Origin of the sequence: Streptomyces sp. NPDC015661 (assembly GCF_043077765.1) — a bacterium.
Taxonomy (GTDB): domain Bacteria; phylum Actinomycetota; class Actinomycetes; order Streptomycetales; family Streptomycetaceae; genus Streptomyces.
The window spans coordinates 20,036-44,365 of sequence record NZ_JBIBST010000017.1 but is presented as its reverse complement, the minus strand read 5'-3'; the positions used below and the strand labels follow the sequence as shown (position 1 = coordinate 44,365).

Below are 24,330 nucleotides of genomic sequence, written 5' to 3'. Positions count from 1 at the left end.
TGCTTCCGCTCAAGCTCCCGCATCGACGTTTGCCGCCACGGTGGTCACGCTGGTTCGCCGCGTACAGCCCGACCTTCGACATCCGCGGCATGACCAGGGCCCTTCACCGGGAGCACCCTGATGCTGACCTGGCGAGAACCCGAGTGCTTCCCACACTGGGGTTCTGGCTCAACTTCCGTGGTCCGTGACGGTGGATAACCGATCAGATCTCGAAGAGGACTTCCTCTTGCGGCGGGAACGGAGGGTCAAGGACGTCGCGTAGGTGGGTGATCTCCTGACGCCACTGCGACCAGTTCGCGGCTTCGGCCCACAGCTCGGCGAGTTCAGACCGGTCGGAGACCACTTGGTCCAGGGCGTCGACGGCGAGCATGCGAAGGTCTGCGGGCAACTCCGGTAGCGGCTCTGATGGGCCATAGTTCAAACACACCGGCTCGCCGTCGGGATGCCGGGCGACGACCAGCGCAGCTGCGGCCACTGCCCGCTCGCCGTCAGAGATACCGAGGAAGTCCGCGGGGCCGGCGGCGCGTACGAGCACGCCGCGGATCATGGGTTCGCGTTCTTCCCGCGCTGCCTCGTCCAGATCACCCCCGAAGTCGGCGGCGGTGTCGTTGTCGAAGGGGCCGGTATCCCAGGTGCCCATGTCTCTCCTTGCGTGACCGTCTGGGGATCGTCGCACTGGCCACCGACAACGAGGTCACGAGGCAAGCAGCACCCGCTTGCGCAGAAGCTTGAAGCCAGCGCGTCCGTACATCCGTTGCTTGATCATTTTGATGCGGTTCAAGTGGCCTTCTACGATGCCGGAGCTCCAGGGCAGGGTCCGGCCGGCTGCGCGGTCGCGTTCGAGGCCGTTGATGCGCTGGAGCGGCTGCGTCGGCCGCTGACGCGGACGACGGGCACGGCGTTTGCCCGCGCGCGGGAACGGGTGGACGAGATCGGCGCGTACCGGCTCCCTCGGTCGAAGCTGCCGCAGATCCCGCCGAACTGGATGGAGGCGCTGGCACGGTACGCGCTGGGGTTGAAGGCGCCGCTGCTGGAGCGGGCCGCGGAACCGAGGCGCACGGCGATGCCGACCGCGGTGATGGGGCACCCGGAGGCCGAGGCGATCGAGGAGGCCTGGACCTGTTCCAGGTCCTCATGGCCACCGCGGCTGCTGAACACGGCAAAGCGGAAGACGGAGAGGGAGCCGCTGTCGATGCTGCCGCAGCTGGAGGAGGCGCCGCGCCTCGCGCGGGCCGCGCAGGTGCCGTTCGAGGAACTGGAGCTGGTCGAGGAGCGCTGCGCGGACCTGGACGTGGCCGCGCTGTGGGCGGCGGTCGAGGAAGTCGCCCCGCGCGCCGCCGTGATGAGCGCCGCGGCCACCGTGGTGACCCTGGTGCTCGAGGACGAGATCACGGCCGACGTCGCGATGCGGGCCGCGCTGGCGACCCGGTACGCCACGGTCCGGCCATCCCTGTCGCTGCTGGGCGAGTCGAAGGCGCTGGACGAGGCGAGCACCGGAATGCGGGTCCTGGCCGGGGTCCGCAGCCTGCCGGCGCCTGCCCGGCGGAAGGTGGGCGTCAAGCCGCTGCGGCCGCCCCGGGAAGAGGACATCGCCCGGCTCTCCCCGCTCAAGCACCGCAACCTGAACCCGCTCGGCCGCTGCAGCGTCGCGGCCTTCACCCCGGCCGCCGGTGCCCTGCGGCCGCTACGCGCCGCGAACGCACCCGAGCTGGACGAAGACGACGACGGCGGGCAGGAGTGAGTACCAGGAGCCGATCGGATCAATCCGTGACGGGCAGGCACTCGGCGAGCAGCGCGACGATGTCACGCCAGGCTCGTTGTGCGTGCCGAGGGTGGAAGCCGACGCCGGGACGCACGGTGTGGTCGACCGATGGGTGGTGGAAGGCGTGAAGGGCCCCTCCATAGACCACGAGGCGCCAGTCGACGCCCGCAGCCTCCATCTCTGCGGTGAACGCGTCCCGTTGGGCGGGCGACATGATCGGGTCTTCCGACCCGACCCCGGCCCATACCGGGCAGCGAATGCGTGCCGCCTCACCGGGTCGGCCCGTGGTGAGTCCGTTGACTGTCCCGATCGCGCGCAGATCGACACCATCGCGACCGAGTTCCAGCGCGACTGCACCCCCGGTGCCGTAGCCGACGGCGGCGGTCCGGTCGGGGTCGGCCCGTGGTTCGGCACGCAACACGTCGAGCGCGGCGTGACCGATTCCTCGCATCCGGTCGGGGTCGGCGAGCAGCGGCATGCAACGGGCCAACATTTCCTCGGGGTCTTCCAGATAGCGTCCACCGTGGAGGTCGAAAGCCAGCGCCACGTACCCCAGCTCGGCCAGAGCCTCGGCCCGGCGGCGCTCGACATCGCTGAGCCCCACCCCCTCGGGTCCGATCAGTACTGCGGGCCGACGCTCGGCACCGGCCGGGAGCGCGAGGTATCCGATCATCGTCAGGTTGTCGGCCGGGTATTCGACCGTACGCGTGGTGACCGTCGTCATGTGATCGGAAGGTAATGACCGTTGCGCCCGCTCGGGGTGGTGTTCACCGATGGCAGACAGCAATCCGTCCCGACTGCATCACGGGGACGCGTCGACCGCCCTGTCGTCAAACGACGGTGAGCTCAAGCGGTAGGCGCGTCCAATGAACCCGTGCAATCCGGGGGTTCGCGCGGCGCGAATCCAATCGGATCCGATCTTGATTGCTGACAGGGCTTGATGCCGGATGGGTTCCGATCCTCCGCGCGGCAGGGCACACGGGGTGCAAACCAGGTCTACAAGCGGGTCTCGACCGACCAGCAGTCGACCGCGCCGCAGAACCTCGTCCTTCACGAGGCCGGGACCGAGGAGCCGCGTCTACGAGGAGAAACCAGGCACCTCGAGCCGCCTCCACCCTCTCCAGCGGCCGAAGTTCCGCGTGCTCCTCGACTACGCGCGGCGGCCGACACCGTGCCCATCTCCGAGATGTTCCGCCTGGTACGCGGCACCGGGCACATCCTCGACGCGCTCGACATCCTCCACCGCGACGAGGTGGGGCTGCGTATCCACGACGGCGCGTTCTCCGAGATGGACCTCACCGCCCGCCACCCGCGTACCGGCGAGCCGCTGTCCACCGTGAAGTTCACGGTGCAGACCCTCGCTGCCGCCGGCGAACTCCAGCGCGACCTCCAGCGCGAGCTGACCTAGACGGACTGCGCGCCGCCGAGGCCAAGGGCAGCAAGGGCGGCCGCCGCCCTGCCGTGCCGGCCGACAAGACCGAGGCAGTACGGACCGCGTACGGCCGACAAGACCGAGGCAGTACGCACCGCGTACGGCCGACAAGACCGAGACCGTACGCGCCGCGTACCTGGAGGGCCGCTCGATCGGAGACCTCGCCCGCGGGTGAGTCGTCGTTCAGTGCCGTGTGCATATCCGGTGACGGATGATCAGCGATGGCTGAGCCCGTCGGTCAGTCGATGCCTTCGATGATGCGGAAGTCGCGCTCGACGCCGTCGGAGAGGGCCACCAGCGCCTTCTGGTAAGCCTCGCTCTCGTGTGCCGCGACGGCCTGTTCGAAGCTGTCGAACTCGATCAGAACGACGCGTTGCGTGTTTCCGGCGTCGTGGGCGACGACTCGGCTGCCACGGGACAGGAGCCGCCCGCCCCCAGCTTGGACGGCCGGACCGGCCAGCTTGTCGTAGGCAGTCAGCTTCTCAGGGTCGGAAATGGTGCGGTAGACACTGACCCAGTAGCCCTTGGCCATGGAATCCTCCTGTGTTCGGTCGGACATGTCCGACTTCGAGTTGACGCTCGGATTGCTCGATCCCGGCGACGGAGCACCGGGCATATGTGGGGACGTGCTGACCCGGCCTGGTTCGGCTCTGCCACCAGAGGGTGCCGGTTCGCGTACCGGCGAACTCTTCCTCAGCGCCCCGGGCGCCTTCGGCGACGGGGGAGCGTGCCGGAGACGGAAGTGAAGGCCTCCCGGTCGACGAGGTCGGCCATGGCGGGCATTCCAGCCCACCCTCGCAGTGTCACGATGTGCCGCATGTCTTCGATGGGCATGTTGTCCAGCGTGATCCACTCGACTTCCGCGCGCGGCGCCTCGATGGCCTGGCCTGTCGACCGACCTCCACCTCGACAGCGACGCCTCGCGTGTTGCACGCGTGCACTGCCGCGATCGCGGCGCTCACGCCGCCCGCCGCGGCGCTGTGGTTCTCCTTGAGCAGGACCATCGCCGCGAGGCCGAGCCGGTGGTTGCTCACTCCGCCGGCGGCGACCGCGGCCTTGCCGAGCGCTCGAAGCCCGCGCGCTGTTTTGCGGTGGGCCAGGATCCGTGCCGGAAGCCCGGTCACCCCCTCCGCGAAGGCCGCGGCGGCGGTGGCGATGCCGGCCATGCGTTGTAGGAAGTTCAAAGCTGTCCGCTCGGCGGGGGCGGTCTCCGGTGCCGGTCCTGCCGGTGTGAGCAGGTCCTGCCCGGTGTGGACGCGGTCGCCGTCCTGAACGTGCTCGGTGACGACGACGTCGCTGCCGAGCTGCCGACATACCTCGGCTGGGATCGCCGGACCGGCGATCACGCCGCCTTGGCAGGCGACCACGCGCGCATGGGTGTGGGTGCCGTCCGGCGCCGCCCAGCGGGTGGTGATGTCGTCCTCGGCGCGGTCGTCGATCAAGGCGTGGCGCACGGCGTGCGCCATGGCGCCGACGGCGACCTCCGTCTGGTGTGCCGGGTGCGGGGCTGGGCACAGGGTTCGGAGCGGGAGATGCATAAAGCATTCATATAAATATTGTATGCTTCGCGTATGAGCCGTCAAGACGCCGCTCGTGGCGCTTCCACTGCGATCGGGTCGGTCCTCTACGGGCTGGCCACCAGGGCTGTGAGACGCCTTCCGCGCGATATGAGCATCACGTCCGCCGCCACCCTGGCCACCCTGCACAGGACCGGCCCGCGACGCATCACCGATCTGGCCGCGATCGAGGGTGTCACCCAGCCCGCGATGACCGTGCTGGTCCGGGTGATGGAGGAGTCCGGACTGGTCGAGCGGAGGGGCGACGCGTCCGACAAGCGGGTCACGCTGGTGTGTCTGACCGAGGCCGGCGCGTCGTACGTTCAGACGCGGCGCCAGGCGGGTGTCGATGCGTTCGCGCGGCTGATCGACGAACTCGCCGACGACGAGGTCGAGGCCCTGGTGGCGGCGCTTCCGGCGCTGGCGCACCTGGCAGAGCTCGAGAGCCAGGACCGCGAAGGGCCGAAGCGGTGACGGGGCGCACCCCGGAGCGCTCCGAGGTGCGGCTACTGGTCCCCGCCCTGATGTTCATCGCCCTGGTCGTGGCGGCGGTCGCCAGCCTCGGGACGCCGCTGATCACCAGTGTGGCGACCACGTTCCACGTCTCGCTCGACAGCGCGCAGTGGACGCTGACCGTCGCACTGCTGAGCGGAGCCGTCGCCACGCCCGTCCTCGGCCGGCTCGGAGCCGGCCCGCACCGACGGGCCACGATCCTCGCCACGCTGGCGATCGTCGTCGTCGGCAGTGCGCTGACCGTGCTGCCGCTGCCGTTCGCGGGGCTGCTCATCGGCCGGGCGGCGCAAGGCGTCGGGCTCGGTCTGACGGCGCTGATGATGGGCGTGGCCCGGGACCATCTTCCCGAGGAGCGCAGCGCGGCGACGATCGCCCTGATCTCGGTGGTCTCGATCATCGGCGCCGGCGTCGGCTACCCGCTCACCGCACTGCTCGCCGAGATCGGCGGCGTAAAGGCCGCCTACGGATTCGGTCTGTTCGTCACCGCTGTAGCCCTCCTGACCGCGTGGCGTTCCATACCCGTGGCTCCCGAAGGCCGCTCCGCTCACGTGAACGTGGCGGGCGCGCTCGTCCTCGCGGGTGGTCTGTTCCTCGTCCTGTTCCTGGCCGGCCAGCGGAGCCTGTGGAGCCGTCACCTCGCCGTGGCGGTGATCCTCGCTGCCGTCGCCGTGCTCCTGCTGTGCGTCTGGACCGCCTCCGAGCTGCGCAGCAAGGCGCCCCTGGTCGATGTCCGGGCGGTACGGCACCCGGCGGTCGCCGTAGCGAACATGGCCATGTTCGTCGGCGGGAGCGGGATGTACCTCCTGCTCACGCTCATCACGCGGTACGCGCAGACGCCGCACAGCGCCGGCTACGGCTTCGGACTGACGACCTTCGTCGCCGGGCTGGTCCTCGTCCCGTTCTCGGTACTGGGGTTCGTCGCCGGCAAACTCACGCCCCGGGTCCGGACGCTGATCGACGCACCCATGCTCCTGGCCGGCAGCGCCGTCATCGTCGGAGGCGGGTTCGTCCTCTTCGCCGCGGCCCGGTCGAACCTGGCCGAACTGCTTGTCGCGATGGGTGTGCTGGGCTTCGGTGTCGGCAGCTTCTCAGCCGCCATGCCCGGCGTCATCCTGGCCGTCACGCCCAAGAGCGAGACGTCGAGCGCGATGAGCTTCAACTACGTCGTCCGCAGCGTCGGGTACTCCCTGGGCAGCGCGACAGGCGGCCTGGTCCTGGCCACTGGCACCGACACCGGACATCTCTTCCCGAACGAACACGCCTACACCACCGCAGCGCTGGTCGGCATCGCCGCGATGGCGGTCACCGCCCTGACAGCCACCGCTCTCGCCCGCCAACGCCCGCCCGAGGTCAACCCCACCGCGGCCACGGCCGGCGTGCCGAGTCGGGGCCGGTCGAGCCGATGACCGGCTCACCGGAAGGTCGGCGGCCCCGCCGCCCAGGCAGGCCGCGAGCAACACCAAGGACTCGAACTGGACCGAAGGACACGGCACTCCGATGATCTGAAGCCTAGAGAACGCCATGATCCCTCAGTGCCGTGCTCGTTCAGTCACACCCGACGCACCGACCACACGAGTCACAGCAGCCTCGAACCCGGTCAAGCGCGGAACACTACGGGGCCCTGCCGCCCGCCACCCGCACACGGGCGAGCCGCTGTCCACCGCGAAGTTCATGGTGCAGACCCTCGCCGCCGCCGGCGACCTCCAGCGCGAGCTGACCTACGACGGACTGCGCGCCGCCGAGACCAGGGGTAACAAGCGCGGCCGCCGCCCGCCCGTCCCGGCCCACAAGACCACCGACGTACGCGCCGCCTACCTGGAAGGCCGCTCGATCGCCGCCCTCGCCCGCGCCCACGTCGTCGGCCGCGGCGACATCCGCAGGGCCGGCGCGGACCTTCTGCCCGCCCATGCCGCCCTCCAGGAGAACCCTCCTCCCCGGGAGTACCGGTCACCCTCGACATGCCGGGCAAAATCGACGACTTCCTCCGCACCGCCGAACCGGAGCTCGCCGAGCGGGCGGAGCTCGACCAGGGGATGACCGTACGGCGCGGTCAGGGCTACAGCCTCCGCGTCACCGCCGTGCCCGCGGTCCACCGCCAGCTCCTCGCGCGCTGCCAGCCCCTCGCCGGCGGCCAGGGCGCCTCGGTAGTCCCGTCTCAGCACAAAGCCCGCTGCGAGTACGAGATCCGGGTCAGCCTCCTCGCGCCGGTGCCGGACGAGTGGTGGGTGCTGTTCAGGCGGGTGGTGCCGCCGACGGTGGTGATACGTCCGCAAGGCGGTGGCCGGCGCCGGGCCGGTGACCGTGAGGCCCTGGCTGCGATCTCTTCGTGGCGACCTCGGGCTGCACGTGGCGGCAGCTGCCGCCGGTGTTCGGTCCTGCCTGGCCCACGGCCTACAGTTGGTTCACCCAGTGGAGCCGGGACCGGGTCTGAGCGAGGCTCTACCGCGTGATCCTCGACGAACTCGGAGCGCGAGGCGAGCTGGACTGGTCGCGGTGCGCGATCGACTCCGTGAGCCTGCGGCCCGCAAAAAGGGGCCACCGACGGGACCGAATCCGACCGATCGCGGCAGACTGGGATGGAAGGTTCACCTCAGCACTGGCAGGAACGGAGTGCCGCTGTCGCTGGGTATCTCCGGGGCGAACATGCACGACAGCCAGGGCCTGGAGCCGCTCGTCCGCGGCATCCCGCCGATCCGCTCCCGACGAGGCCCACGCCGTAGGCGCCCGGCGAAGCTGCAGGCCGATAAGGGTGACGACTACGACCATCTGCGCCGATGGCTCCGTCGGCGGGGGATCCGCCACCGCATCGCCCGCAAGGGTGTCGAGTCCTCACAGCGGCTGGGCCGGCATCGCTGAGTGGTGGAGAGAACCGTGTCCTGGCTGACAGGATGCCGACGGCTTCACCGGCGCTACGAGCGCAAGGCGGAGCACTTTTCCCGCCTTCGTCGGCATAGCCGCATGCCTCATCGGCTACCGGCGATTGATCACGCCGCTCAGGGCCTGAGTCGGTCCTGCTGCACGTCGAAACAGATCAGCCCCATCTTGTCCGCCAAGTGTGCCGCGTAGGCCGACGCTTCCTCGGCCCTGCTCCAGCCCATCCCGAAGTAGATGAGCGGACCGCTTGCGCCGCTGATCAGCGGCCCGACCGACCAGGGCGAGGTCCCTTCCTCGTCCTCGGTGGTATCGCACCACCGCTCAAGAAGCGCGGTCACGTAGGCCGCGATGAGTTCGGACGGAGAGTTCAGGTCCTCACCGTCGAGGTAGCGGTCGTACAGGTCGCTGAAGACCTGGCCGGCGGTCTTGTCATCCGCCGGCCGCTCGCCTTCCCAGACAGCCAGGTCGTAGCTCATGACTGGAGACTCTCATGCCGCTTTGATAGTCATAAGAAACGACGTCTAAACGGTGGTCACGAGGCGCGCTGGCTGTCGGTCACGCTGATCTGGGTCCTGGGGGTGGTCGGTGCGATCGGGCCGTCTGCCGAGGTGATGGTGAGGCGCCTTGATCGCCACGTGCCAAGCCGTGCAGGTGATCCTGGGAGTTGAGTGCCAGACCCATCCCCTCATCACCCGGTTCGCGGCTGATCACCAGGAGAACCAACCGGGAGTGGCTGAGTAGACCTGCGGCGCGTAGTCACAGGTGCGCTCGCTGAAGGGTTCGGCGGCCATCGTCGCTGCCAGCCGTTCGCCGCCGGCGTCCACCTTGTCGGCTGCCACCACGAGGGCCAGGGCGGCCACCATGCAGGCAATGAGGAACGGAAGGCTGGAAGGCTTGCTCCTCATTGTCGCTGTCGCCGCGCCGACGACGGCCGCCAGGAAGGCGCCTGCTACCAGTGCGAGAGCCACGAGTGTGAGGTGGTTCAGATCCGGCGACTCGTGGCACAGCACGTATTGCCGGCCCGACCGGAAGCCCTGCACCCGCTCGAAGAGCGCGACCAACCCCAGCGCCGATCCGAACGCCATGGCGTGCCACGGTTGCACAGCAGCGTGCTGATCAGCCTTGATGTCGCTCACGGCGCCTCGCCCCCAGTAGCCACCCCGCCCAAGTCTGTGCCGCACCTTACAGAGCGGGAGGCGCAGTGGCTCCGACTGGGAGCCGCATACCTCGGAAACGCAGGAGGCCTCGGATCTCTCCGTGGCCTCCCGTTGTGCGCCCTCGGCAGGATTCGAACCTGCGACCTTCTGATCCGTAGCTCCAACGGCAACGGTCAGCGGGGGTCATACCGGGCGCGTCGAGGCCCCGGACGCTTCCGGCTCCACTGGGCGAACCGGCGGTAGGCCGTGGGCCAGGCAGGACCGAACACCTGCGGCAGCTGCCGCCACGTACGGCCCGAGGTCGCCACGAAGATGATCGCAGCCAGGGCCTCACGGTCACCGGCCCGGCGCCGGCCACCGCCTTGCGGACGTATCACCACCGTCGGCGGCACCACCCGCCTGAACAGCACCCACAACTCGTCCGGCACCAGCCGCTCAACGAGATCAGCCATGCACAGCTCAACGACCGATCACCCCATAAGAAGCGACGTCCAAGGGGCCTCTGGCCGCCGAGGAACGGCAGATCGCCCCGCCGGCGGGCACCGGACTGAGCAACAGGCACAGCGCCGCACGCCTGTTTCGGTCGGGTGTGTAATCGGCACACACCTCAACCGGCTCTACCTCAAACTCGGTATGAACTTCCGAGCCGTGCTACGCGATGCTCTGGCCGCCCTCGACCCGCAGAACGTGCGGCAGGCCCCGGCGATTGCCCAGTCATCTGACGTAGGGGGAACGGCGCGTCCCGCAGCACACTGAGCGGGAAGGGCCTCTTGGCCGCAGCGCCGGCGACCGTACCGGAAGTCGAGCAGGCGCACGACAGGGACAGGTGGCCGGCTTCCGACATCAGTACGAGAAACCCTGGCGGCATCCGATCACACATGTGCGCGTCACTGGCTTGACTGGTGACGCGAGGGGGTGTCATGATTTCATCACCACCTCAACCGGTGACGCAAAAGCGTCCGGTGTCCGGAGGTGATCACAGAACTCTGACGAGATGGGGAGCAAGTCATGGCAGTCAGCTACACCGCCGTTGTCGATGTCGATGGAGAGGGTCGGAACGGCGGCCGCGTCCGCTCCTCCGACGGTCTGCTGGAGACCGGCCTCGCGCTCCCCAAGGAGCTCGGCGGTGCCGGCACCGCGACCAACCCGGAGCAGTTCCTGGCCGCCGGGTGGGCCGCCTGCTTCCTCGGCGCACTGCGCCGCGCCGCCACCCTCCGCAAGGTCCGGCTCACCAGCACCACCATCACCGCCGAGATCACGCTCACCCACGGCGACGACGGCGAGTTCTCCCTCTCGGCGGTCCTCAGCCCCGTGCTCGGCGGCGTGGACCAGGCCACCGCGGAGGAGCTCGCGCGCGCCGCCCACCAGATCTGCCCGTACTCCAAGGCCACGCGCGACAACGTCCCCGTCGTCATCAACGCCAGCGCCGCTGCCTGACCCCGTGACCGCGGGTCCCGTGCAACCCCCGGCGCGGGACCCGCATCCCCCTCCAGCGCACCCACCAGCCGAGCCGAGAGCGAGGGCAGAACATGGCCTCCGTGACTGACACACACGTAGGGGCAGCCATGTGTCGCCGTACCGCCCCGGACCTGGTCGTCGCCGCCGATGAGCGGCCGCCTCAGGCATCCGGAAGCGCAGAGGAGCGGCGGGCGTGGCCCGACGGCACGCAGGTGTGGGCCTGGGCGGCGAGCGTGGTGCTGTCGGGGTACGGCCCGTCGGCTTCGAGCTTTCTGTGACGGCGGGGGACTGCCTCAAGGGCATTGGGTCCCTCCGACACATCCCGGCCCCTTCCCTGGCGAGACCGGCCCCTTCCCTGGCGCGACCGGCCCCTTCCGTGACGAGACCGGCCCCCTTCCGTGACGAGACCGGAGCCTTCCGCCATGCCGGTGACGCCTACCGAGTGGCCGGCCCGTACGCCGAGTGCGTCGGCCACGACACCTTTGTCGCCGTCAAGGATTCCGACGGCAGTGAGTGGTTCCTCGGGGAGATCATCCAGCACTCCTCGGCCGCTGAGCTCCTGTTCCCGGCCCCGGGAGTTCACCCCGCCATCCGACCGGCAATCATTTTGCGGAGGGCACATTGGCGACCGAGAACTCCCGTACTTACGACGTCATCGTGATCGGCGCCGGCGGTCGACCTGCCGGGAATCGAGATCCTGCGGCCCTGGGCCGGTCTGGAGGCGACCAGCGTCCAGTACGGCCGCCGCGTCGCCTTGTGATCGTGGGCGCCGGCGCGGTGGGCGGCGAAACGACCACCGTCCGGCAGGCCCCGGGGAGCCGGATGACCCTGCTCGTCCGTGGGGAGCGACTGCTGCCCCGTATGGAACCTTTCACCGGTGAACTGGTCGACCAGCGCCTTCGGGAGGCCAGCGTGGACGTACGTTTTCACGCCTCCGTCGTCGCCTCGGAACGGGTGCGCGACGGCGATGTCAGGATCGCCCTTTCGGACGACGACGAACTCACCGCCGACGAGATCCTCTCCGCCACCGGCCGGGCCCCGCGCTCCGCGGACATCGGGCTCGGCGCCGTGGGGCTCAGCCCCGGGGACGGGCTGACCACCTACGACAGCCTCACCATCCCTGGGAGCTGGCTGTACGGACCCGGCGACGTCAACCGCCGGGCGTTGTTCACACAGCGGGGTAAGTGTCAGGCACGTATCGCCGGTGCCGTGATCGCCGCCCGGGCCCGGGGCGAGCGACTCGACGCCGGTCGGTGGTCCCCGCACACCAGTACGGCCGACATCGAGGCCGTCGCGGGTGTGGTGTTCACCGACCCCGAGGTCGCCTCCGTGGGCCTGACGGTCCATGAAGCCGAGCGCGCCGTCGACGTCATCGACCACGACATCGGCCACTTCGCGGGCGCCCTCCAGTACCGTCCCGACTATCGGGGCAAGGCCTGGATCCTCATCGACCGGGATCGACGAGTCGGCGTGGGCGCCACCTTCGTCGGCCCCGGCGTCGGCGAACTTCTGTACTCGGCCACCGTGGCCATCACCGGGGAAGTGCCCGTCGAGCGCCTGTGGCACGCCGCACTTGCCTTCCCCGCCATCAGCGAGGTGTGGCTGCGCCTGCTGGAGAAAGAGAGGCACACATGACCACCGCACGCGATCTCGCCCTCATCGCCCTGGGGCTGCCGCCCGGCCAGGGGGTGGAGCAGGGCGACCTGTCCCTCGCGCTCGCGGGGGCCGAGGCGATCGATCTCCTGGAGAGCGGGGCGGCGACCCTGGAGGGCGACCGAATCGTGCCCGACACCCAGGTGGTGACGGGCGACCGGATGCTGGACCAGGCGGTCGCCTCGCTGGGCCGGCGGGAACCGTACGAGACGGTGGAGCACTGGCTGTGGCGCCGCGGCAGGGAGCTCGCCGCGGCCTACGCCGACGACCTCGGGCAGGACGGGCTCCTCGCGCACCCCAGGCGCCATGGCTTCCACCTGCGGTCGGGGCGGACCGCGCCGACGGACTCGCCTACGCGCGCCCGCGCAGAGGAACGCCGGGCTTCCGGCGAGCCCGTCCTCGCCGCACTGATGGCGGCCGCGAGGATCGGGGACGCGCTGCCGGAAGCCTGCGACAGCCTCACTGGGGAGTCGGTCACGACAGTGGTGGCAGCCGTCGGCGACGCGGTGACACAACTGGAGGCCGTGCGGCTGCGGCGGGACATCGAGGACGCCGCGTTCGACAACATGTGGCGGGACTGAGCGGGCGCGCGGTACGTACATGTGAGTGAAGCGATCGGCAGCCTCGGCCGGGCCTACGCCCCACGCCGATGCCACCCACGTACCGGATGCGGCCTGTGCGCGGGTGGCCGCGGCGTGAGTGGGGGAGTCGGCCGTACGGGCGAGGGCGGCGGCCCTCCAGGAACTCGGCGGCGGCGAAACTCGTCGGACGGGTCAGTGGGTACGGCCCGCTGGTTCCGTACCCGGCTCCACGAGGGTGTACATGACGGAACGCTCCTGCTTGTGACGCCGGATGCGGCCCTTGGCCACCAGGGCTTCGAGGGTGTTCCGCACCACCTGCGGTGTCGGGTTGCGGTCCGGGTACTTGGCCAGGAGCTCGTCCCGCAGCTCCTTCGCGAGGCACGGCTCCTTGTGGCCGGCGAGCAGACCGGACAGGAGGTCACCGAGCAGTGGCTGGTGCGACTTCCCCTTCGCTGCGGCCTTCGCCGCGCCGCCCGATGAAGCGGTGACCGGAGCCGAGCGCCGTGAACGGGCCTTCGAGGGAGCCTTTGTGGCCACGGGCTCGTCCTGCAACTGCTCGGGCAGACGTGACGCATCCCCGAAGCCTTCGTACCGCTCGGCGAGGTTCAGGATGTCCGACAGGAGGGCTTCCTCCTGCTTCAACCTCTCGATCTGTTCCGCCAGCTGGTGCTGTCGCCGGCGGTTCTCCTCCAGGTCCGACGCGGCCTGTTCCACGTACCGCGACCGGAGCGTAGAGGCTGATTGGCTGGTCACAACCGTTCACTCCCTCGAAATGGATGACGTTGCGCATGGTACCCATGCCGAGGGCCCCGTGGAGATAAGTGTCGACGCCGGACGGTCCGCCGGGCATGTGCACTCTTCACGATAGGCGGCTATGTGTCTGTGCGGCGAGGTTCCCATCGAATGGATCGCCCGGCAGATACGTCGTAGGGGAGAAGGAGGTCTGCGGACGTCAGTGCGGCGGTGGTATGGCGGTGGCGGGGGCCGCCGCGCGGCCTCCGGCGCCGTCGGCCGCCGTCCGCCGTCCGGTGGCCGCCGTCCGGTGGTCGGTGGCCTGTCCATCGTCTTCCGCATGTCTTGCTTACCGGTACATGAAGAACACGAGCCGACGGCGCACGGAGTTCATACAGGAGTGCATACGTGCTGCGCACACCTGGCATGCCCGACCAGGGGTGGTTGATCGCCACGTCGGTGACGGCGCGTGGTGGACTCGGCCACACCACGAGCGAGCCGCGGGGGGAGGGCGGTGGCGTGGCCGTGCAGGGCAAGCATGGCGCGGCCGGCGACTTCCGGTGAATCGGTGTGGCGACCTGCTCGTGTCGCACCAGTCGGACTTTCGCTGCGTCCGTCGACTGTGGCCCCGGTGCCACTCTGCGGCGAGGTACGCACCCTCTGAGACCCCAGCCGCTGTCACCCGACTCGGAGGGTCAGTGCGCGGCCGCGGCGGGCGCCGTCTTCTTCCGGGCGCGGTAGGCGGCGGCCTTGATCTTGTTGCCGCAGGACTCCATGCCGCACCACTGCCGCCGCATGCCCCGGGAGCGGTCGATGTAGACCCGCGTGCACTCCGGGTTGCCGCACTCCTTCAGCAGGGGCACGTCGGGGCCGCTGAGCAGTTCGACGGCCTGCCGTGCGACGGTCGCCAGGGCCTGCTCGGGGGTCCCTTCGTTGTGTCGACCGGCCATGGTGAGCTGCGGTGTCACCGGGGTCTTGCGCGCGGCGCCGTTGACCACGGCGAGCGCCTCGCGGTCGAACTCCTCGTCGAGGCGGCGGTTGGTGACCAGTCGGTAGACGGCCTCGCGCACGGTGGTGGCCGCCCGGACGTCGTCCTCGTTGCCGGGCGTGATCGTGTCCACGAGTCCGGATTCCAGGTACCAGGCGTTCAGCCGCTCAGGCGTCACGAACATCTCGAACCGGGTCGAGCGCCGCGCACGGAGGGTGGCCGCGAAGTCGAGGACCGGGTGCCCGCATACGAAAACATGGTCAAGGTTCACATCACCATCTTGACAGGTGACTGTCGGGCAGCGCAAGGATCGTCACCGTCCCAGGTGGTGTTGCCTGGTCAGGCGGGGTCACACCCGGTCCGGTGGGGGCAGGGGCAGGGGCAGGGGCAGGGGCAGGGGCAGGGGTAGGGGTAGGGGTAGGGTCACGATCAGGGTCGGGAGCGGGCCGCCGCAGTGTCCTCCCGTTGTCCGCTTCCTGCGTCAAGGCGGATCTCGCGCCCCTGCCACCGTCGGCGCAGCCACCGGTCGTGGCTCGCGAGGACGATCGCGCCGGGTCCGGTGCCGAGGGCGGCCTCCAGTTCGTCGCAGAGGGCGGGGGAGAGGTGGTTGGTGGGCTCGTCGAGCAGCAGCAGTTGCGGCGGGCGGGCCACCAGCAGGGCCAGCGCGAGCCGCCGGCGCTGCCCGACGGACAGCCGGACGACGGATTTGTCCAGGTCCGCCTCGTCCAGCAGACCGAGCGAGCCGAGCGGCACCTTCTCGGCCCGCGCCGGGCCCAGCGACAGCTCGTAGGTGTCACGGACCGTGCGGTCGGGTCGGTCGAACACGGTGTCCTGGGTCAGCAGTCCCACGGTCAGCCGCCGCCGGCGGCGCACCTCGCCCTCGGCCGTGAGACGCCCGGCGAGTACGGCGAGCAGCGTCGACTTGCCCGCCCCGTTGCCGCCCGTAACCAGCAGCCGGTCTGTGGTCGGCACCTCCAGGGCGTCGAGAGTGAGCCGGCCGGGCACACGTACCTCCCGCAGGGACACCAGCGGCTGCCCGTCCTCCTCCGCAGGCTCCTCCGCATGCGCGGCCAGTTCCCCGGCCGCGAAGCGCAGCGGGCGTGGCGGCTCGGAGACACGGGTGCGCTCCAGCTCCTCCAGCCGCCGCGTGGCGTTGCGCACCCGGCGGGAGATCTGGTTCTGCACCCGGCCCGCCCGGTGGCCGTAGCCCATCTTCTCGTTGTCGGTGGGGCCCCGGTCCGGTGCGACCCGGTGTGCGGTCACGCCCGCCGAGGTACGAAGTTCCTCGAGCTCCTGCTGCTCCTCGGCCCACCGCCGCTCCCAGCGCTCCCGCTCGGCGCGCTTCTCACCCAGGTAGGCGGTGTAGTTGCCGCCGTAGCGGACCGGGCCGTCCACCGCCGGATCGAGGTCGATCAGGTCGGTGCAGACGGCGTCGAGGAAGGCCCGGTCGTGGCTGGCGATCAGCACGGTCCCGGGCAGGCCGCGGACTTGTTCCTCCAGAAAGGCGGCGGCGGCGTCGTCGAGGTGATTGGTCGGCTCGTCGAGGAGCAGCGCCGAGGGGCGTCGTACGAGCAAGGCGGCCAGGGCGAGCCGGCCGCGCTGCCCGCCGGACAGCGAGCCGAGCGTGCGGTGGTGTCCGAACGTGCCCAGACCCAGCCCGTCAAGCACCAGGGCCGCCCGGCGGTCGGCGTCCCAGGACTCCCGGTCCTGGGCCTGCTCGAGGCGACTGCCGTAGGCGTCGAGGAGTTCCTGATGGCAGGGGTCGTCGTCCGGGACGCGGGTGAGTTCCTCGCCGAGCCGGTCCAATTCGGCGAGGTCCTCGCGGGCTTCGCGCAGCGCCTCGTCCAGCACCGCGGCGATGGTCGTATCGGAGTCGTACGGCATCTCCTGGTGGAGGAACCCCAGGTCGGCGGGGCGGGTGACGCTTCCCGCGTCGGGTTCGTCCAGACCGCCGAGTACCCGCAGCAGGGTGGACTTGCCGACGCCGTTCTCCCCGATCAGGCCGATGCGGTGGCCGGGGGAGGCGGTCAGGGAGATGCCGTCGAGGACGCGACGGCCGCCCAGGTCGCGTACGAGGTCGTGGGCGAGAAGAGCGGGCTGGGGCATGGGGGAACCGTCCAACGTGATCGATGGTCGGCCCGCGGGGCGGGTCGCCTCGGCGCGGGCCGCTGCACACGTCGGCGGCTCACACCCCAGGGGCTCCCGTCTCCTTGAGCGTGCCGTCGGCCAGCCGCAGCCAGCGGTTCACCCCGATCTCGGCGAGGAACCGCTCGTCGTGGCTGACCACCATGAAGGCGCCCTGGTAGGAGTTGAGCGCGCTCTCCAACTGGCCCGCGCTGACCAGGTCGAGGTTGTTGGTCGGCTCGTCGAGGAGCAGTAGATGGGGAGCCGGTTCGGCGCACAGTACGCAGGCCAGGGTGGCGCGCAGGCGTTCGCCGCCGGAGAGCACGCCGACGGGCAGGTGTGCCCGGGCGCCGCGGAAGAGGAAGCGGGCGAGCAGGTTCATCCGCTCCGCCTCGGGCCGTTCGGGGGCGAAAGCGGCGAAGTTCTCCGCCACGGTGCGGTCCAGGTCCAGTGTGTCCAGGCGCTGCGAGAGGTAGGCGATCCGGCCGTCGCTGCGCTTGATCTCCCCGCCGTCCGGGGTGAGTTCGCCGGTGATCAGACGCATCAGGGTGGTCTTGCCGGCGCCGTTGGGACCGGTCAGCGCGATGCGCTCGGGGCCCCGGACGGTGAGGTCGACGCCGCCCTCCGCGAACACCGGACTGTCGCCGAGGCGGACCTGCATCCCCTCGCCGAGGAAGAGGTTGCGTCCGGCGGGCACCTGGGTGTCGGGAAGGTCCAGGGTGAGGCGCTGCTCGTTGCGCAGGGCACGTCCGGCCTCGTCGAGACGCGCCTTCGCCTCGCTGACCCGAGCCGAGTGCATCTGGCCGGCCCGGCCCGCTGCCTCGTGCGCGCCGCGCTTCATGTTGCCGGCGAAGATACGGGGCAGCCCGGCGTTCTTGAGGTTCTTGGCGGCGTTGCTCGCGCGGCGATCAGCACGTTCGCGGGCCTGCTGCATCTCCCGCTTCTCCCGCTTCAGCTCCTGCTCGGCGTTGCGGACGTTCTTCTCCGCGACCTCCTGCTCGGCGCGCACGGCCTCCTCGTACTCGGTGAAGTTGCCACCGTAGAAACGGAGTTCATCGCTCCCGAGTTCGGCGATGCGCTCCATGCGGTCGAGCAGCGCACGGTCGTGGCTCACGAGGAGCAACGTGCCGTTGAAGTCCCCCAGCACGTCGTAGAGCTTGTGCCGGGCTTCGAGGTCGAGGTTGTTGGTGGGCTCGTCGAGCAGCAGGACGTCGGGACGCTTGAGCAGTTGCGCGGCGAGGCCGAGCGAGACGACCTGGCCGCCGCTGAGCGTGCTCAGGCTGCGGTCCAGGGCGAGGTCGGCGAGACCCAGACGGTCGAGCTGCGCGCGTGTGCGCTCCTCGATGTCCCAGTCGTCGCCGATGGTGGTGAAGTGCTCCTCGGCGACGTCGCCTGACTCCACGGCGTCCAGAGCGCGGATCACCTCGGCGACGCCGAGCACCTCGGCGACCGTGAGGTGGGCGGTCAGGGGGAGGCTCTGCGGGAGGTAGCCGAGGGTGCCGCCGACCGACACCGAGCCTGTGGCGGGCTTGAGTTCACCGGCGATCAGCTTGAGCAGTGTGCTCTTGCCGGAGCCGTTGGGGGCTACCAGACCCGTACGGCCGGTGGCCATGGCGAAGGACAGGTCGGCGAAGACCGGGGTGTCGTCCGGCCAGGCGAAGGAGAGGTTCGAGCAGATGATGGCGGCGTCGGACATGGAGGCACCTCGAAGGAACTGAGGGCAGAGAGAACAGACCTCTGCCCTGGGCAGACGTGGGAAAAGGGGGTACGACGAAACGGACCACTTCGGCGGCGCTCCTGAGCACCGGCCGGTGGCCGTCAGGTCCGGGTCTCACCCGGAGATGTCGTCGTCACCCACCACGTCTGCGACTCCTCGATACACGGTCTATGTCACTCGCAGCGTAGCAGGTCGCCTTCCCGGAGGTCGTGACCGAGGTGTGCGGGTCTTGGGAGTCCTCAGGGTGTTGCCTCCCTGCGCTTCGTTGACACGACCTGGGTCACATGCCACCATCGTCACCAGTTAAACCGGTGACAATGGCGTGGCGCCGCGACGGTTCGACACTCTGCACACGTGTGGACTGTGGACTGTGGACCGCGGGTGTCGACCTTGGAATGTGGCATGTGGACTGAAGGAGCACACTGACCATGGCAGGAAAGCCGAAACCGAGTGCCGAGGGTGCACCGGTGGGGCGGCGGGCGATGCTCGGCATGCTCGCCGCAGGCGCCGCGGGGCTCGCGGTCGCGCCCTCTCTCCAGCGCGGCTGGGAGAAGGCCGTGGCCGGCGCCTCCCAGGTCGATCCGACAGGCCTGACCGGTCTGCTGCCCGATCCGAGCGGCTTCCGGTACTACAGCGTGGTCGGCTCGGTCCCGCACAAGGACCGGACGAACTACGAACTGCGGGTCGACGGGCTGGTGGAGCGCCCGAGGACCTACACGCTCGACGAACTGCGTGCGATGCCCCAGGCCCGGGTCGTCCACGACGTCGTGTGCACCGACGGGTGGCGCGTGGACCGGACGCCCTTCGAGGGGGTGAGGCTGGCGGACATCCTCGACGCCGCCGGAGTACGTTCCCCGGGCGCGGCGATCCGCTTCACCTGCTTCGACGGCGCCTACACCGAGAGCCTCACTCTGGAACAGGCCCGCCGTTCGGACGTCCTGGTGGCACTGAATATGCAGGACAAGCCCATCACTCACGCACACGGCGGACCGGTCCGCCTGTTCGTGGCGCCCATGTACTTCTACAAGTCGGCCAAGTGGCTGTCCGGCATCTCGGTCACCGACGCGGTCGTCCCCGGCTACTGGGAGGAGCGTGGCTATGCGGTCGACGGCTGGCTCGACGGCGAAGGCCGACACGGCGACGCGGTCTGACGCCTCCGGGGGTGTCCGCGAGGCCGACACGGCGACGCGGTCTGACGCCTCCGGGCGTGTCCGCGAGGTCGACATGGCGATGCGGTCTGACGCCTCCGGGCGTGTCCGCCGCTTCAGCGCCGCCGAACGCCTGGTCCACCGGGCCACCGGCTATCTGATGCTGGCGTGCCTGCTCTCCGCCGCCTGCCTGTACATCGGTCCGCTGGCCCTGCTCGTCGGCCGGCGCCACCTGATGGTCACGGTCCACGAGTGGTCGGGCATCTCGCTGCCGCTGCCCTTCCTGCTCGGGCTCCTCTCCGCCGAGTTCCGCGCGGACCTGCGCAGACTGAACCGTTTCGCGGTGTACGACCGGGAGTGGCTGAGGGCCGTCCGTCGCCGCTGGGCCTCGCCGGAGGCGCGCCCGGCGGGCAAGTTCAACGCGGGGCAGAAGCTCTACGCGGGCTGGATCGCCGGCGCGGTGCTGGTGATGATGTTCACGGGCCTGCTCATGTGGTTCATGGGCCTGCTGCCGTTCATCTCCCGCACCAGCGCGATCTTCGTCCACGACCTTGTGGCCTGGGCGATCACCTTCGTCGTACTCGGGCACATGCGCAGGGCGTTCGAGGACCCGGAGGCGAGACTCGGCATGCGCACCGGCTACGTCAGCCGGTCCTGGGCGGAGTTGTACCACTCCCGGTGGCTCGGCGAGGAGCGTGGGGAGGCCGCTGCACCGCGCCCACGGCGCCGCCCCAACGGTCGGCGACGCCGTCGGGCCCAGGGCACCGTCGAATGACCTAACACGTGTGGTACGCGGCCCGGCCGAGGATTCCGGGTGCGGACCGTCACGTGACTGATGTGGGTGGGCGTGTACCCAGAGCAGAGTGGTACCAGGCCGAGGGCGAATGACCCCATCGGGTGTCTGAAGCCGATCAAACTCCTTGGTCACCGGCTTGATCGGTGTCAAGGGCCAGCCACAGTCCACCGCTCATGTGTCGAGGACATGTGTCGAGCACACGTGTTGAGTGCACGTGTCAAGCGATTGGGTCGCGCTTGTGTTGAGCACTTGTGTTGAGCGCTTGTGTTGAGCGCTTGTGTTAGCGAAGCCAGGCGCACACCTCCTTATGTACGCGTATCTACTTCTCGGATGGGAAAACAATGAAGAAGCTTCTGACCGTCCTCGCGGCCGGTGTGCCGCTGGCCGCGGCGGTGTACCTGCCGACTGCGTCGGCGGAGACCCTGACCAGCCCCGCCGCCGAGCCGCTCGCCTGCTCGACGCCGTCGCTGAAGGCGCCGGCCGGCACGAAGGTGGAGTCCGTGACGGCAGTCCGCCAGGCGGGCGGCACCATCCACGGTTCCGGGATCCTTCAGGGCACGGTCACCGACGTCCCTGCCTTCTGCGAGGTGACGGTCATCCTCACTCACCCGGGTGACGGCGACCGGGTCAAGGTGCAGACCTGGCTTCCCGAGAAAGGCTGGAACGGCCGCTTCCAGGCGCTCGGCGGCGCCGCCTACAGCGTCGGGGACAACGGCGTCGGAATGGGTACCGCAGTCAAGAACGGTTACGCCGTGACCACCACGGACGGCGGTGTCGGTGACGTCCTCGACACCAGCTGGGCTCTGAACGGCGACGGGCAGGTCAACACCGCGCTGCTGAAGAACTTCGCCTCCCGCTCCCAGCACGACGCGGCGGTCGTCGGCAAGGCGGTCGTCGACGCGGTCTACGGCAGGCGGGCCTCCTACTCGTACTTCAACGGCTGCTCCACCGGCGGACGCCAGGGTTACATGGAAGCCCAGCGCTACCCCGACGACTACGACGGCATCCTCGCCAAGGCGCCCGCCATCAGCTGGGCCGAGTACGAGGTCGCCACTGTGTGGCCGCAGGTGGTCATGAACAACGAGAAGACCCATCCGACCGGCTGCGAGTTCGCCGCCTTCACCGGTGCCGCCGTCAAGGCGTGTGACCCGCTCGACGGCGTCAAGGACGGCCTGGTCAACGACCCGGCCCGCTGCGACTTCGACCCCCGTCGCCTGATCGGCACCAAGGTCGTGTGCGAAGGCAAGGAGCTGACCATCACGGCGGCCGACGCGGCCGTGGTGCGCAAGATCTGGGACGGCCCGCGCACCACCTCGGGGGAGAAGCTGTGGTCCGGCGTCCCGATCGGAGCCGACCTGGCGGGTCTGGCGGGCGTCAACCCGCCCGACGCCGACGGCAACGTGACGGGAGCGCCGTTCCCGGTGCCCGCCGAATGGGTCAGGCTCTGGGTGGCGAAGAACCCGTCCTTCGACCTCTCGAAGGTCACCTACAGCCAGTTCGCGCAGCTGTTCAAGCAGTCCGAGGCCGAGTACGACAAGATCATCGGTACGGACGACCCCGACCTGTCGGGCTTCCGCAGGTCCGGCGGCAAGCTGCTGACCTGGCACGGCCAGGCCGACCAGTTCATCCCCGCCCAGGGCACCGTCCAGTACCGCCAGCGGGTCGAGCGGGAGATGGGCGGCGCCAAGCGGGTCGACGACTTCTACCGTCTCTTCCTCGCCCCGGGCACGGTCCACTGCGGCCTGAACCAGGGCGACGGCACGACCGACGACCTGGGTGCCCTGACCGCCTGGGTCGAGCAGGGCAAGGCCCCGAAGACGCTGCCCGCCACCCTGATCAACGCCGAAGGCAAGCAGGTCAACCGCGACCTGTGCAGCTACCCCAAGGTGTCCCACTACACCGGCCTCGGCGACCCGGCCGCCGCCTCCAGCTTCCGCTGCGTTGCCCCTTCCCGGCACTGACCGGTTCGGCGACGACCCCCCGACCTGAGAAAGGCCGCATCACGATGAGCACCCGGACCGTCTGACGCGGCCACCCCTCGGCTCCGTCCCGGCCCGCGCCCTGTGGCGTGGGCCGGGACGTTCTGCGCTTTCGTGGCTTCCGCCGGCCGACGCGGTAGCGGGGCGAAAGACGGGCATCGGTACCCGGCCTCGGCGGGGAACTGGAGCTGTTCGAGACCGATGGGCCGGCCGGCTCGTGCCGGCACGGGCTTCGGCGGGGCTGACGGATGGCACGATCCGCGGGGACGTGGGGCACCTGGAGCAGGTGAGGACCTGGTTCGGCCGTTCGTTGCGTGACATGGCGCCGGCCGACGCGGACGCTTACTGCGGGCGGGCGCTGTGGGGCTCGCCCGGTGGCACCCGCCTGGCCCAGTCGCAGGCGTTGAGCACGCACTTCCCATTCCTGGGCTGCGGCACAAGGTCGAGACCCACCGAAAGACCGGGCGGTTGTGTAGTGCCCGAGTGACGAGATGAACCGCCCGCGGATCCAAGCACGCAAAGCTGCGGATTCCGCCGGCAGCGCCGGAGGTCGGCACGCTCCTCCATGGCTGGGGCCGCGAGCTGGTACGCGGCCGGACGCACGAAGATCTTCCGGTAGGAGATCAGCACCCGGGGCAACCACCGGCCGGCGATGGAGGCCGCACTCAAGCTCGCGCGCGAGTGGAAGGAGGTCGCCCCCGACCGGGTGCTCATGCTTACCCTCCACGAGATGAAACGTCTGGCCTGCAACGCCGCCAAGCTGATGCATGTGTCCTCAGACCTGGACTCCCGCGGTATCTGCTCGAAGCCTCACCGGTCCTCTCACCGGGGTCTACGGCCCCAACGGCATGGGGCCCATGCCCTTTGCCGTGCTCGGGGTGGCCGCCCAGCACGGCCGCAACTGCATCCCGGAGAAGACCCTGGAGGGCCAGTAGACCGCCACGCGCAAGGACTCATGGCCAAGGACGTGCCCGTCCCGGAGATCGCCGGGAAGCCCAGCGCGCCGAGCTCACGGCAGCCGACCGCAAGCAAGAGGACCTCCCGTGGTCCCCGGCCCGCACCGCGGGAACTCGCGGGCCGGTCCGTGTGCATCAAGTGGGCGTGTCCGTGGGTTCGGCGGGAACCGTGGGGTGGGCCGCGAGGCGGCGGGCTTCGGCCGTGACCTCGGCATCGACCTGGTCCACGGTTCTGTCGCCGTATTCGAGGATGTCGTACTCATCGTCGAGTTCGGCCAGCCGCTCAGTCAGAGGCAGCTCATGTCCGTAGAGCTGGTGAATCCGGAATGTGAAGTCCCGAGGCGTGAGCTCGCAGGCGAGCATGCGGCGTGCGAGGGCTCGGGCGGCGGCTTCTTGGCCAGCCTCGCAGGCGACCGGATAGAAGGTGAGGCCGAGTTCGTCGAGCGCTGCGGGAAGCAATTCGTGGACGTCGTAGTCAGCCTCGGCGCGCGTGCAGGCGGCGAGGATTCGAAGTGCGGGGCTGTCGAGTCCGGCGACGAGTGCATCACAGGCCGCATCGACGACGTCGCTCGCGCGGATTTCCCCCATACTCCAGAGGGCGGCATGGTCCTGCAGGGCGATTGTTGCTGCCTCGATCGACGTCACTCGGTCATCTTTCACCTCACGGTGCGTCCCGGTCGAGCAGATTTGGTCGAAGGTGCTGTTCAGCGGCCGGTTCCAGCAGGACGCGTGCGGAGTCCGCGCAGAGAGCATCGCGGTCTTCTCGTCGAGTCCGAAGACCTTGGCGAGATGGAGCGGGTCGGGCCCGTGCGGCTGCGCCTCTTCGAGCTGCCGGTCGACGCGGAGTCGCTCCAGTGCCGCGTCCTGCCCGTGCATCACGGCACTGATCCAGTGGTTTCCGGCG

The 24,330-nt window shown here is 69.8% G+C and carries 22 protein-coding genes and 3 pseudogenes; 13 read left to right on the top strand and 12 right to left on the bottom strand.

What is annotated here, in order from left to right; translation table 11 throughout:
- Window positions 1-202 precede the first annotated feature (202 nt).
- Window positions 203-640, bottom strand: coding sequence for a DUF4259 domain-containing protein (locus tag ACF07V_RS34655; protein ID WP_392159647.1), 438 nt, complete (start codon window positions 638-640; stop codon window positions 203-205).
- Between the two features lie 216 nt (window positions 641-856).
- Here ACF07V_RS34655 and ACF07V_RS34650 point away from each other — a divergent pair.
- A pseudogene (locus ACF07V_RS34650) lies at window positions 857-1,588 on the top strand (Tn3 family transposase); the annotation flags it as partial.
- A gap of 172 nt (window positions 1,589-1,760) precedes the next feature.
- On the opposite strand, the gene ACF07V_RS34645 reads toward ACF07V_RS34650, so the two are convergent.
- Complete coding sequence (locus ACF07V_RS34645; RefSeq protein WP_392159646.1) at window positions 1,761-2,486, bottom strand: dienelactone hydrolase family protein; 726 nt, start codon at window positions 2,484-2,486, stop codon at window positions 1,761-1,763.
- Between the two features lie 447 nt (window positions 2,487-2,933).
- On the opposite strand from ACF07V_RS34645, the gene ACF07V_RS34640 reads away from it, so the two are divergent.
- Window positions 2,934-3,170, top strand: a complete 237-nt coding sequence (locus ACF07V_RS34640) for a hypothetical protein (protein ID WP_392159645.1) — start codon at window positions 2,934-2,936, stop codon at window positions 3,168-3,170.
- Between the two features lie 262 nt (window positions 3,171-3,432).
- Here ACF07V_RS34640 and ACF07V_RS34635 read toward each other — a convergent pair whose 3' ends face one another.
- Window positions 3,433-3,726 carry a DUF1330 domain-containing protein gene (locus ACF07V_RS34635; protein WP_392159644.1) on the bottom strand — a complete coding sequence of 98 codons (294 nt, stop codon included), beginning with the start codon at window positions 3,724-3,726 and terminating at the stop codon, window positions 3,433-3,435.
- Window positions 3,727-3,997: 271 nt separating this feature from the next.
- Window positions 3,998-4,660, bottom strand: coding sequence for a hypothetical protein (locus ACF07V_RS34630; protein WP_392159643.1), 663 nt, complete (start codon window positions 4,658-4,660; stop codon window positions 3,998-4,000).
- A gap of 105 nt (window positions 4,661-4,765) precedes the next feature.
- Between ACF07V_RS34630 and ACF07V_RS34625 the strand changes: the two genes are divergently transcribed.
- The 4 genes and pseudogenes from ACF07V_RS34625 (at window position 4,766) to ACF07V_RS34610 (ending at window position 8,267) form a co-directional block, all read left to right on the top strand.
- The gene (locus tag ACF07V_RS34625) at window positions 4,766-5,224 is read left to right on the top strand and encodes a MarR family winged helix-turn-helix transcriptional regulator (protein WP_392159642.1); all 459 of its coding nucleotides are present in this window, start codon (window positions 4,766-4,768) and stop codon (window positions 5,222-5,224) included.
- Window positions 5,225-5,274: 50 nt separating this feature from the next.
- Entirely contained in the window at window positions 5,275-6,669 is a 1,395-nt protein-coding gene (locus ACF07V_RS34620; RefSeq protein ID WP_392159742.1) for an MFS transporter, read from the top strand.
- A gap of 265 nt (window positions 6,670-6,934) precedes the next feature.
- Window positions 6,935-7,300, top strand: a complete 366-nt coding sequence (locus ACF07V_RS34615; RefSeq protein ID WP_392159641.1) for a hypothetical protein — start codon at window positions 6,935-6,937, stop codon at window positions 7,298-7,300.
- A 146-nt stretch (window positions 7,301-7,446) separates the two neighbouring features.
- Window positions 7,447-8,267 (top strand): annotated as a pseudogene (locus ACF07V_RS34610) (IS5 family transposase).
- Here the strand turns inward: ACF07V_RS34610 and ACF07V_RS34605 are convergent.
- The 3 genes and pseudogenes from ACF07V_RS34605 to ACF07V_RS34595 form a co-directional block, all read right to left on the bottom strand.
- Window positions 8,257-8,613 (bottom strand): hypothetical protein, encoded by a 357-nt coding sequence (locus ACF07V_RS34605; RefSeq protein ID WP_392159640.1) that lies wholly within the window; start codon window positions 8,611-8,613, stop codon window positions 8,257-8,259. The pseudogene ACF07V_RS34610 and the gene ACF07V_RS34605 sit on opposite strands and share 11 nt — an antisense overlap.
- 231 nt (window positions 8,614-8,844) lie before the next feature.
- The gene (locus ACF07V_RS34600) at window positions 8,845-9,273 is read right to left on the bottom strand and encodes a hypothetical protein (protein WP_392159639.1); all 429 of its coding nucleotides are present in this window, start codon (window positions 9,271-9,273) and stop codon (window positions 8,845-8,847) included.
- A gap of 230 nt (window positions 9,274-9,503) precedes the next feature.
- A pseudogene (locus ACF07V_RS34595) lies at window positions 9,504-9,746 on the bottom strand (transposase); the annotation flags it as partial.
- Between the two features lie 556 nt (window positions 9,747-10,302).
- Here ACF07V_RS34595 and ACF07V_RS34590 point away from each other — a divergent pair.
- The 3 genes from ACF07V_RS34590 (at window position 10,303) to ACF07V_RS34580 (ending at window position 12,986) form a co-directional block, all read left to right on the top strand.
- On the top strand, window positions 10,303-10,731 hold the full coding sequence (locus ACF07V_RS34590) for an Ohr family peroxiredoxin (protein WP_392159638.1): 429 nt from the start codon (window positions 10,303-10,305) through the stop codon (window positions 10,729-10,731).
- Window positions 10,732-11,409: 678 nt separating this feature from the next.
- On the top strand, window positions 11,410-12,387 hold the full coding sequence (locus tag ACF07V_RS34585) for an FAD-dependent oxidoreductase (RefSeq protein WP_392159741.1): 978 nt from the start codon (window positions 11,410-11,412) through the stop codon (window positions 12,385-12,387).
- On the top strand, window positions 12,384-12,986 hold the full coding sequence (locus ACF07V_RS34580) for a GPP34 family phosphoprotein (protein WP_392159637.1): 603 nt from the start codon (window positions 12,384-12,386) through the stop codon (window positions 12,984-12,986). The genes ACF07V_RS34585 and ACF07V_RS34580 overlap by 4 nt, the downstream gene beginning before the upstream one ends.
- Before the next feature lie 192 nt (window positions 12,987-13,178).
- On the opposite strand, the gene ACF07V_RS34575 is transcribed toward ACF07V_RS34580, so the two are convergent.
- Window positions 13,179-13,739, bottom strand: coding sequence for a hypothetical protein (locus tag ACF07V_RS34575; protein ID WP_392159636.1), 561 nt, complete (start codon window positions 13,737-13,739; stop codon window positions 13,179-13,181).
- A 387-nt stretch (window positions 13,740-14,126) separates the two neighbouring features.
- Between ACF07V_RS34575 and ACF07V_RS34570 the strand changes: the two genes are divergently transcribed.
- Window positions 14,127-14,282, top strand: a complete 156-nt coding sequence (locus tag ACF07V_RS34570) for a hypothetical protein (RefSeq protein ID WP_392159635.1) — start codon at window positions 14,127-14,129, stop codon at window positions 14,280-14,282.
- Window positions 14,283-14,413: 131 nt separating this feature from the next.
- On the opposite strand, the gene ACF07V_RS34565 is transcribed toward ACF07V_RS34570, so the two are convergent.
- The 3 genes from ACF07V_RS34565 to abc-f form a co-directional block, all read right to left on the bottom strand.
- On the bottom strand, window positions 14,414-14,977 hold the full coding sequence (locus ACF07V_RS34565) for a CGNR zinc finger domain-containing protein (protein ID WP_392159634.1): 564 nt from the start codon (window positions 14,975-14,977) through the stop codon (window positions 14,414-14,416).
- Window positions 14,978-15,135: 158 nt separating this feature from the next.
- A complete protein-coding gene (locus ACF07V_RS34560) occupies window positions 15,136-16,812 on the bottom strand; it encodes an ABC-F family ATP-binding cassette domain-containing protein (protein ID WP_392159633.1) in 1,677 nt (558 codons plus the stop codon).
- A 79-nt stretch (window positions 16,813-16,891) separates the two neighbouring features.
- Complete coding sequence (gene abc-f, locus ACF07V_RS34555; protein WP_392159632.1) at window positions 16,892-18,526, bottom strand: ribosomal protection-like ABC-F family protein; 1,635 nt, start codon at window positions 18,524-18,526, stop codon at window positions 16,892-16,894.
- A 449-nt stretch (window positions 18,527-18,975) separates the two neighbouring features.
- Here abc-f and ACF07V_RS34550 point away from each other — a divergent pair, with 449 nt between their 5' ends.
- The 3 genes from ACF07V_RS34550 (at window position 18,976) to ACF07V_RS34540 (ending at window position 22,452) form a co-directional block, all read left to right on the top strand.
- A complete protein-coding gene (locus tag ACF07V_RS34550; RefSeq protein ID WP_392159631.1) occupies window positions 18,976-19,698 on the top strand; it encodes a molybdopterin-dependent oxidoreductase in 723 nt (240 codons plus the stop codon).
- Window positions 19,699-19,771: 73 nt separating this feature from the next.
- Window positions 19,772-20,470, top strand: a complete 699-nt coding sequence (locus ACF07V_RS34545; protein WP_392159630.1) for a cytochrome b/b6 domain-containing protein — start codon at window positions 19,772-19,774, stop codon at window positions 20,468-20,470.
- Window positions 20,471-20,832: 362 nt separating this feature from the next.
- The gene (locus ACF07V_RS34540) at window positions 20,833-22,452 is read left to right on the top strand and encodes a tannase/feruloyl esterase family alpha/beta hydrolase (RefSeq protein WP_392159629.1); all 1,620 of its coding nucleotides are present in this window, start codon (window positions 20,833-20,835) and stop codon (window positions 22,450-22,452) included.
- A 1,109-nt stretch (window positions 22,453-23,561) separates the two neighbouring features.
- Here ACF07V_RS34540 and ACF07V_RS34535 read toward each other — a convergent pair.
- Complete coding sequence (locus tag ACF07V_RS34535) at window positions 23,562-24,305, bottom strand: hypothetical protein (RefSeq protein ID WP_392159628.1); 744 nt, start codon at window positions 24,303-24,305, stop codon at window positions 23,562-23,564.
- Between the last annotated feature and the right edge of the window lie 25 nt (window positions 24,306-24,330).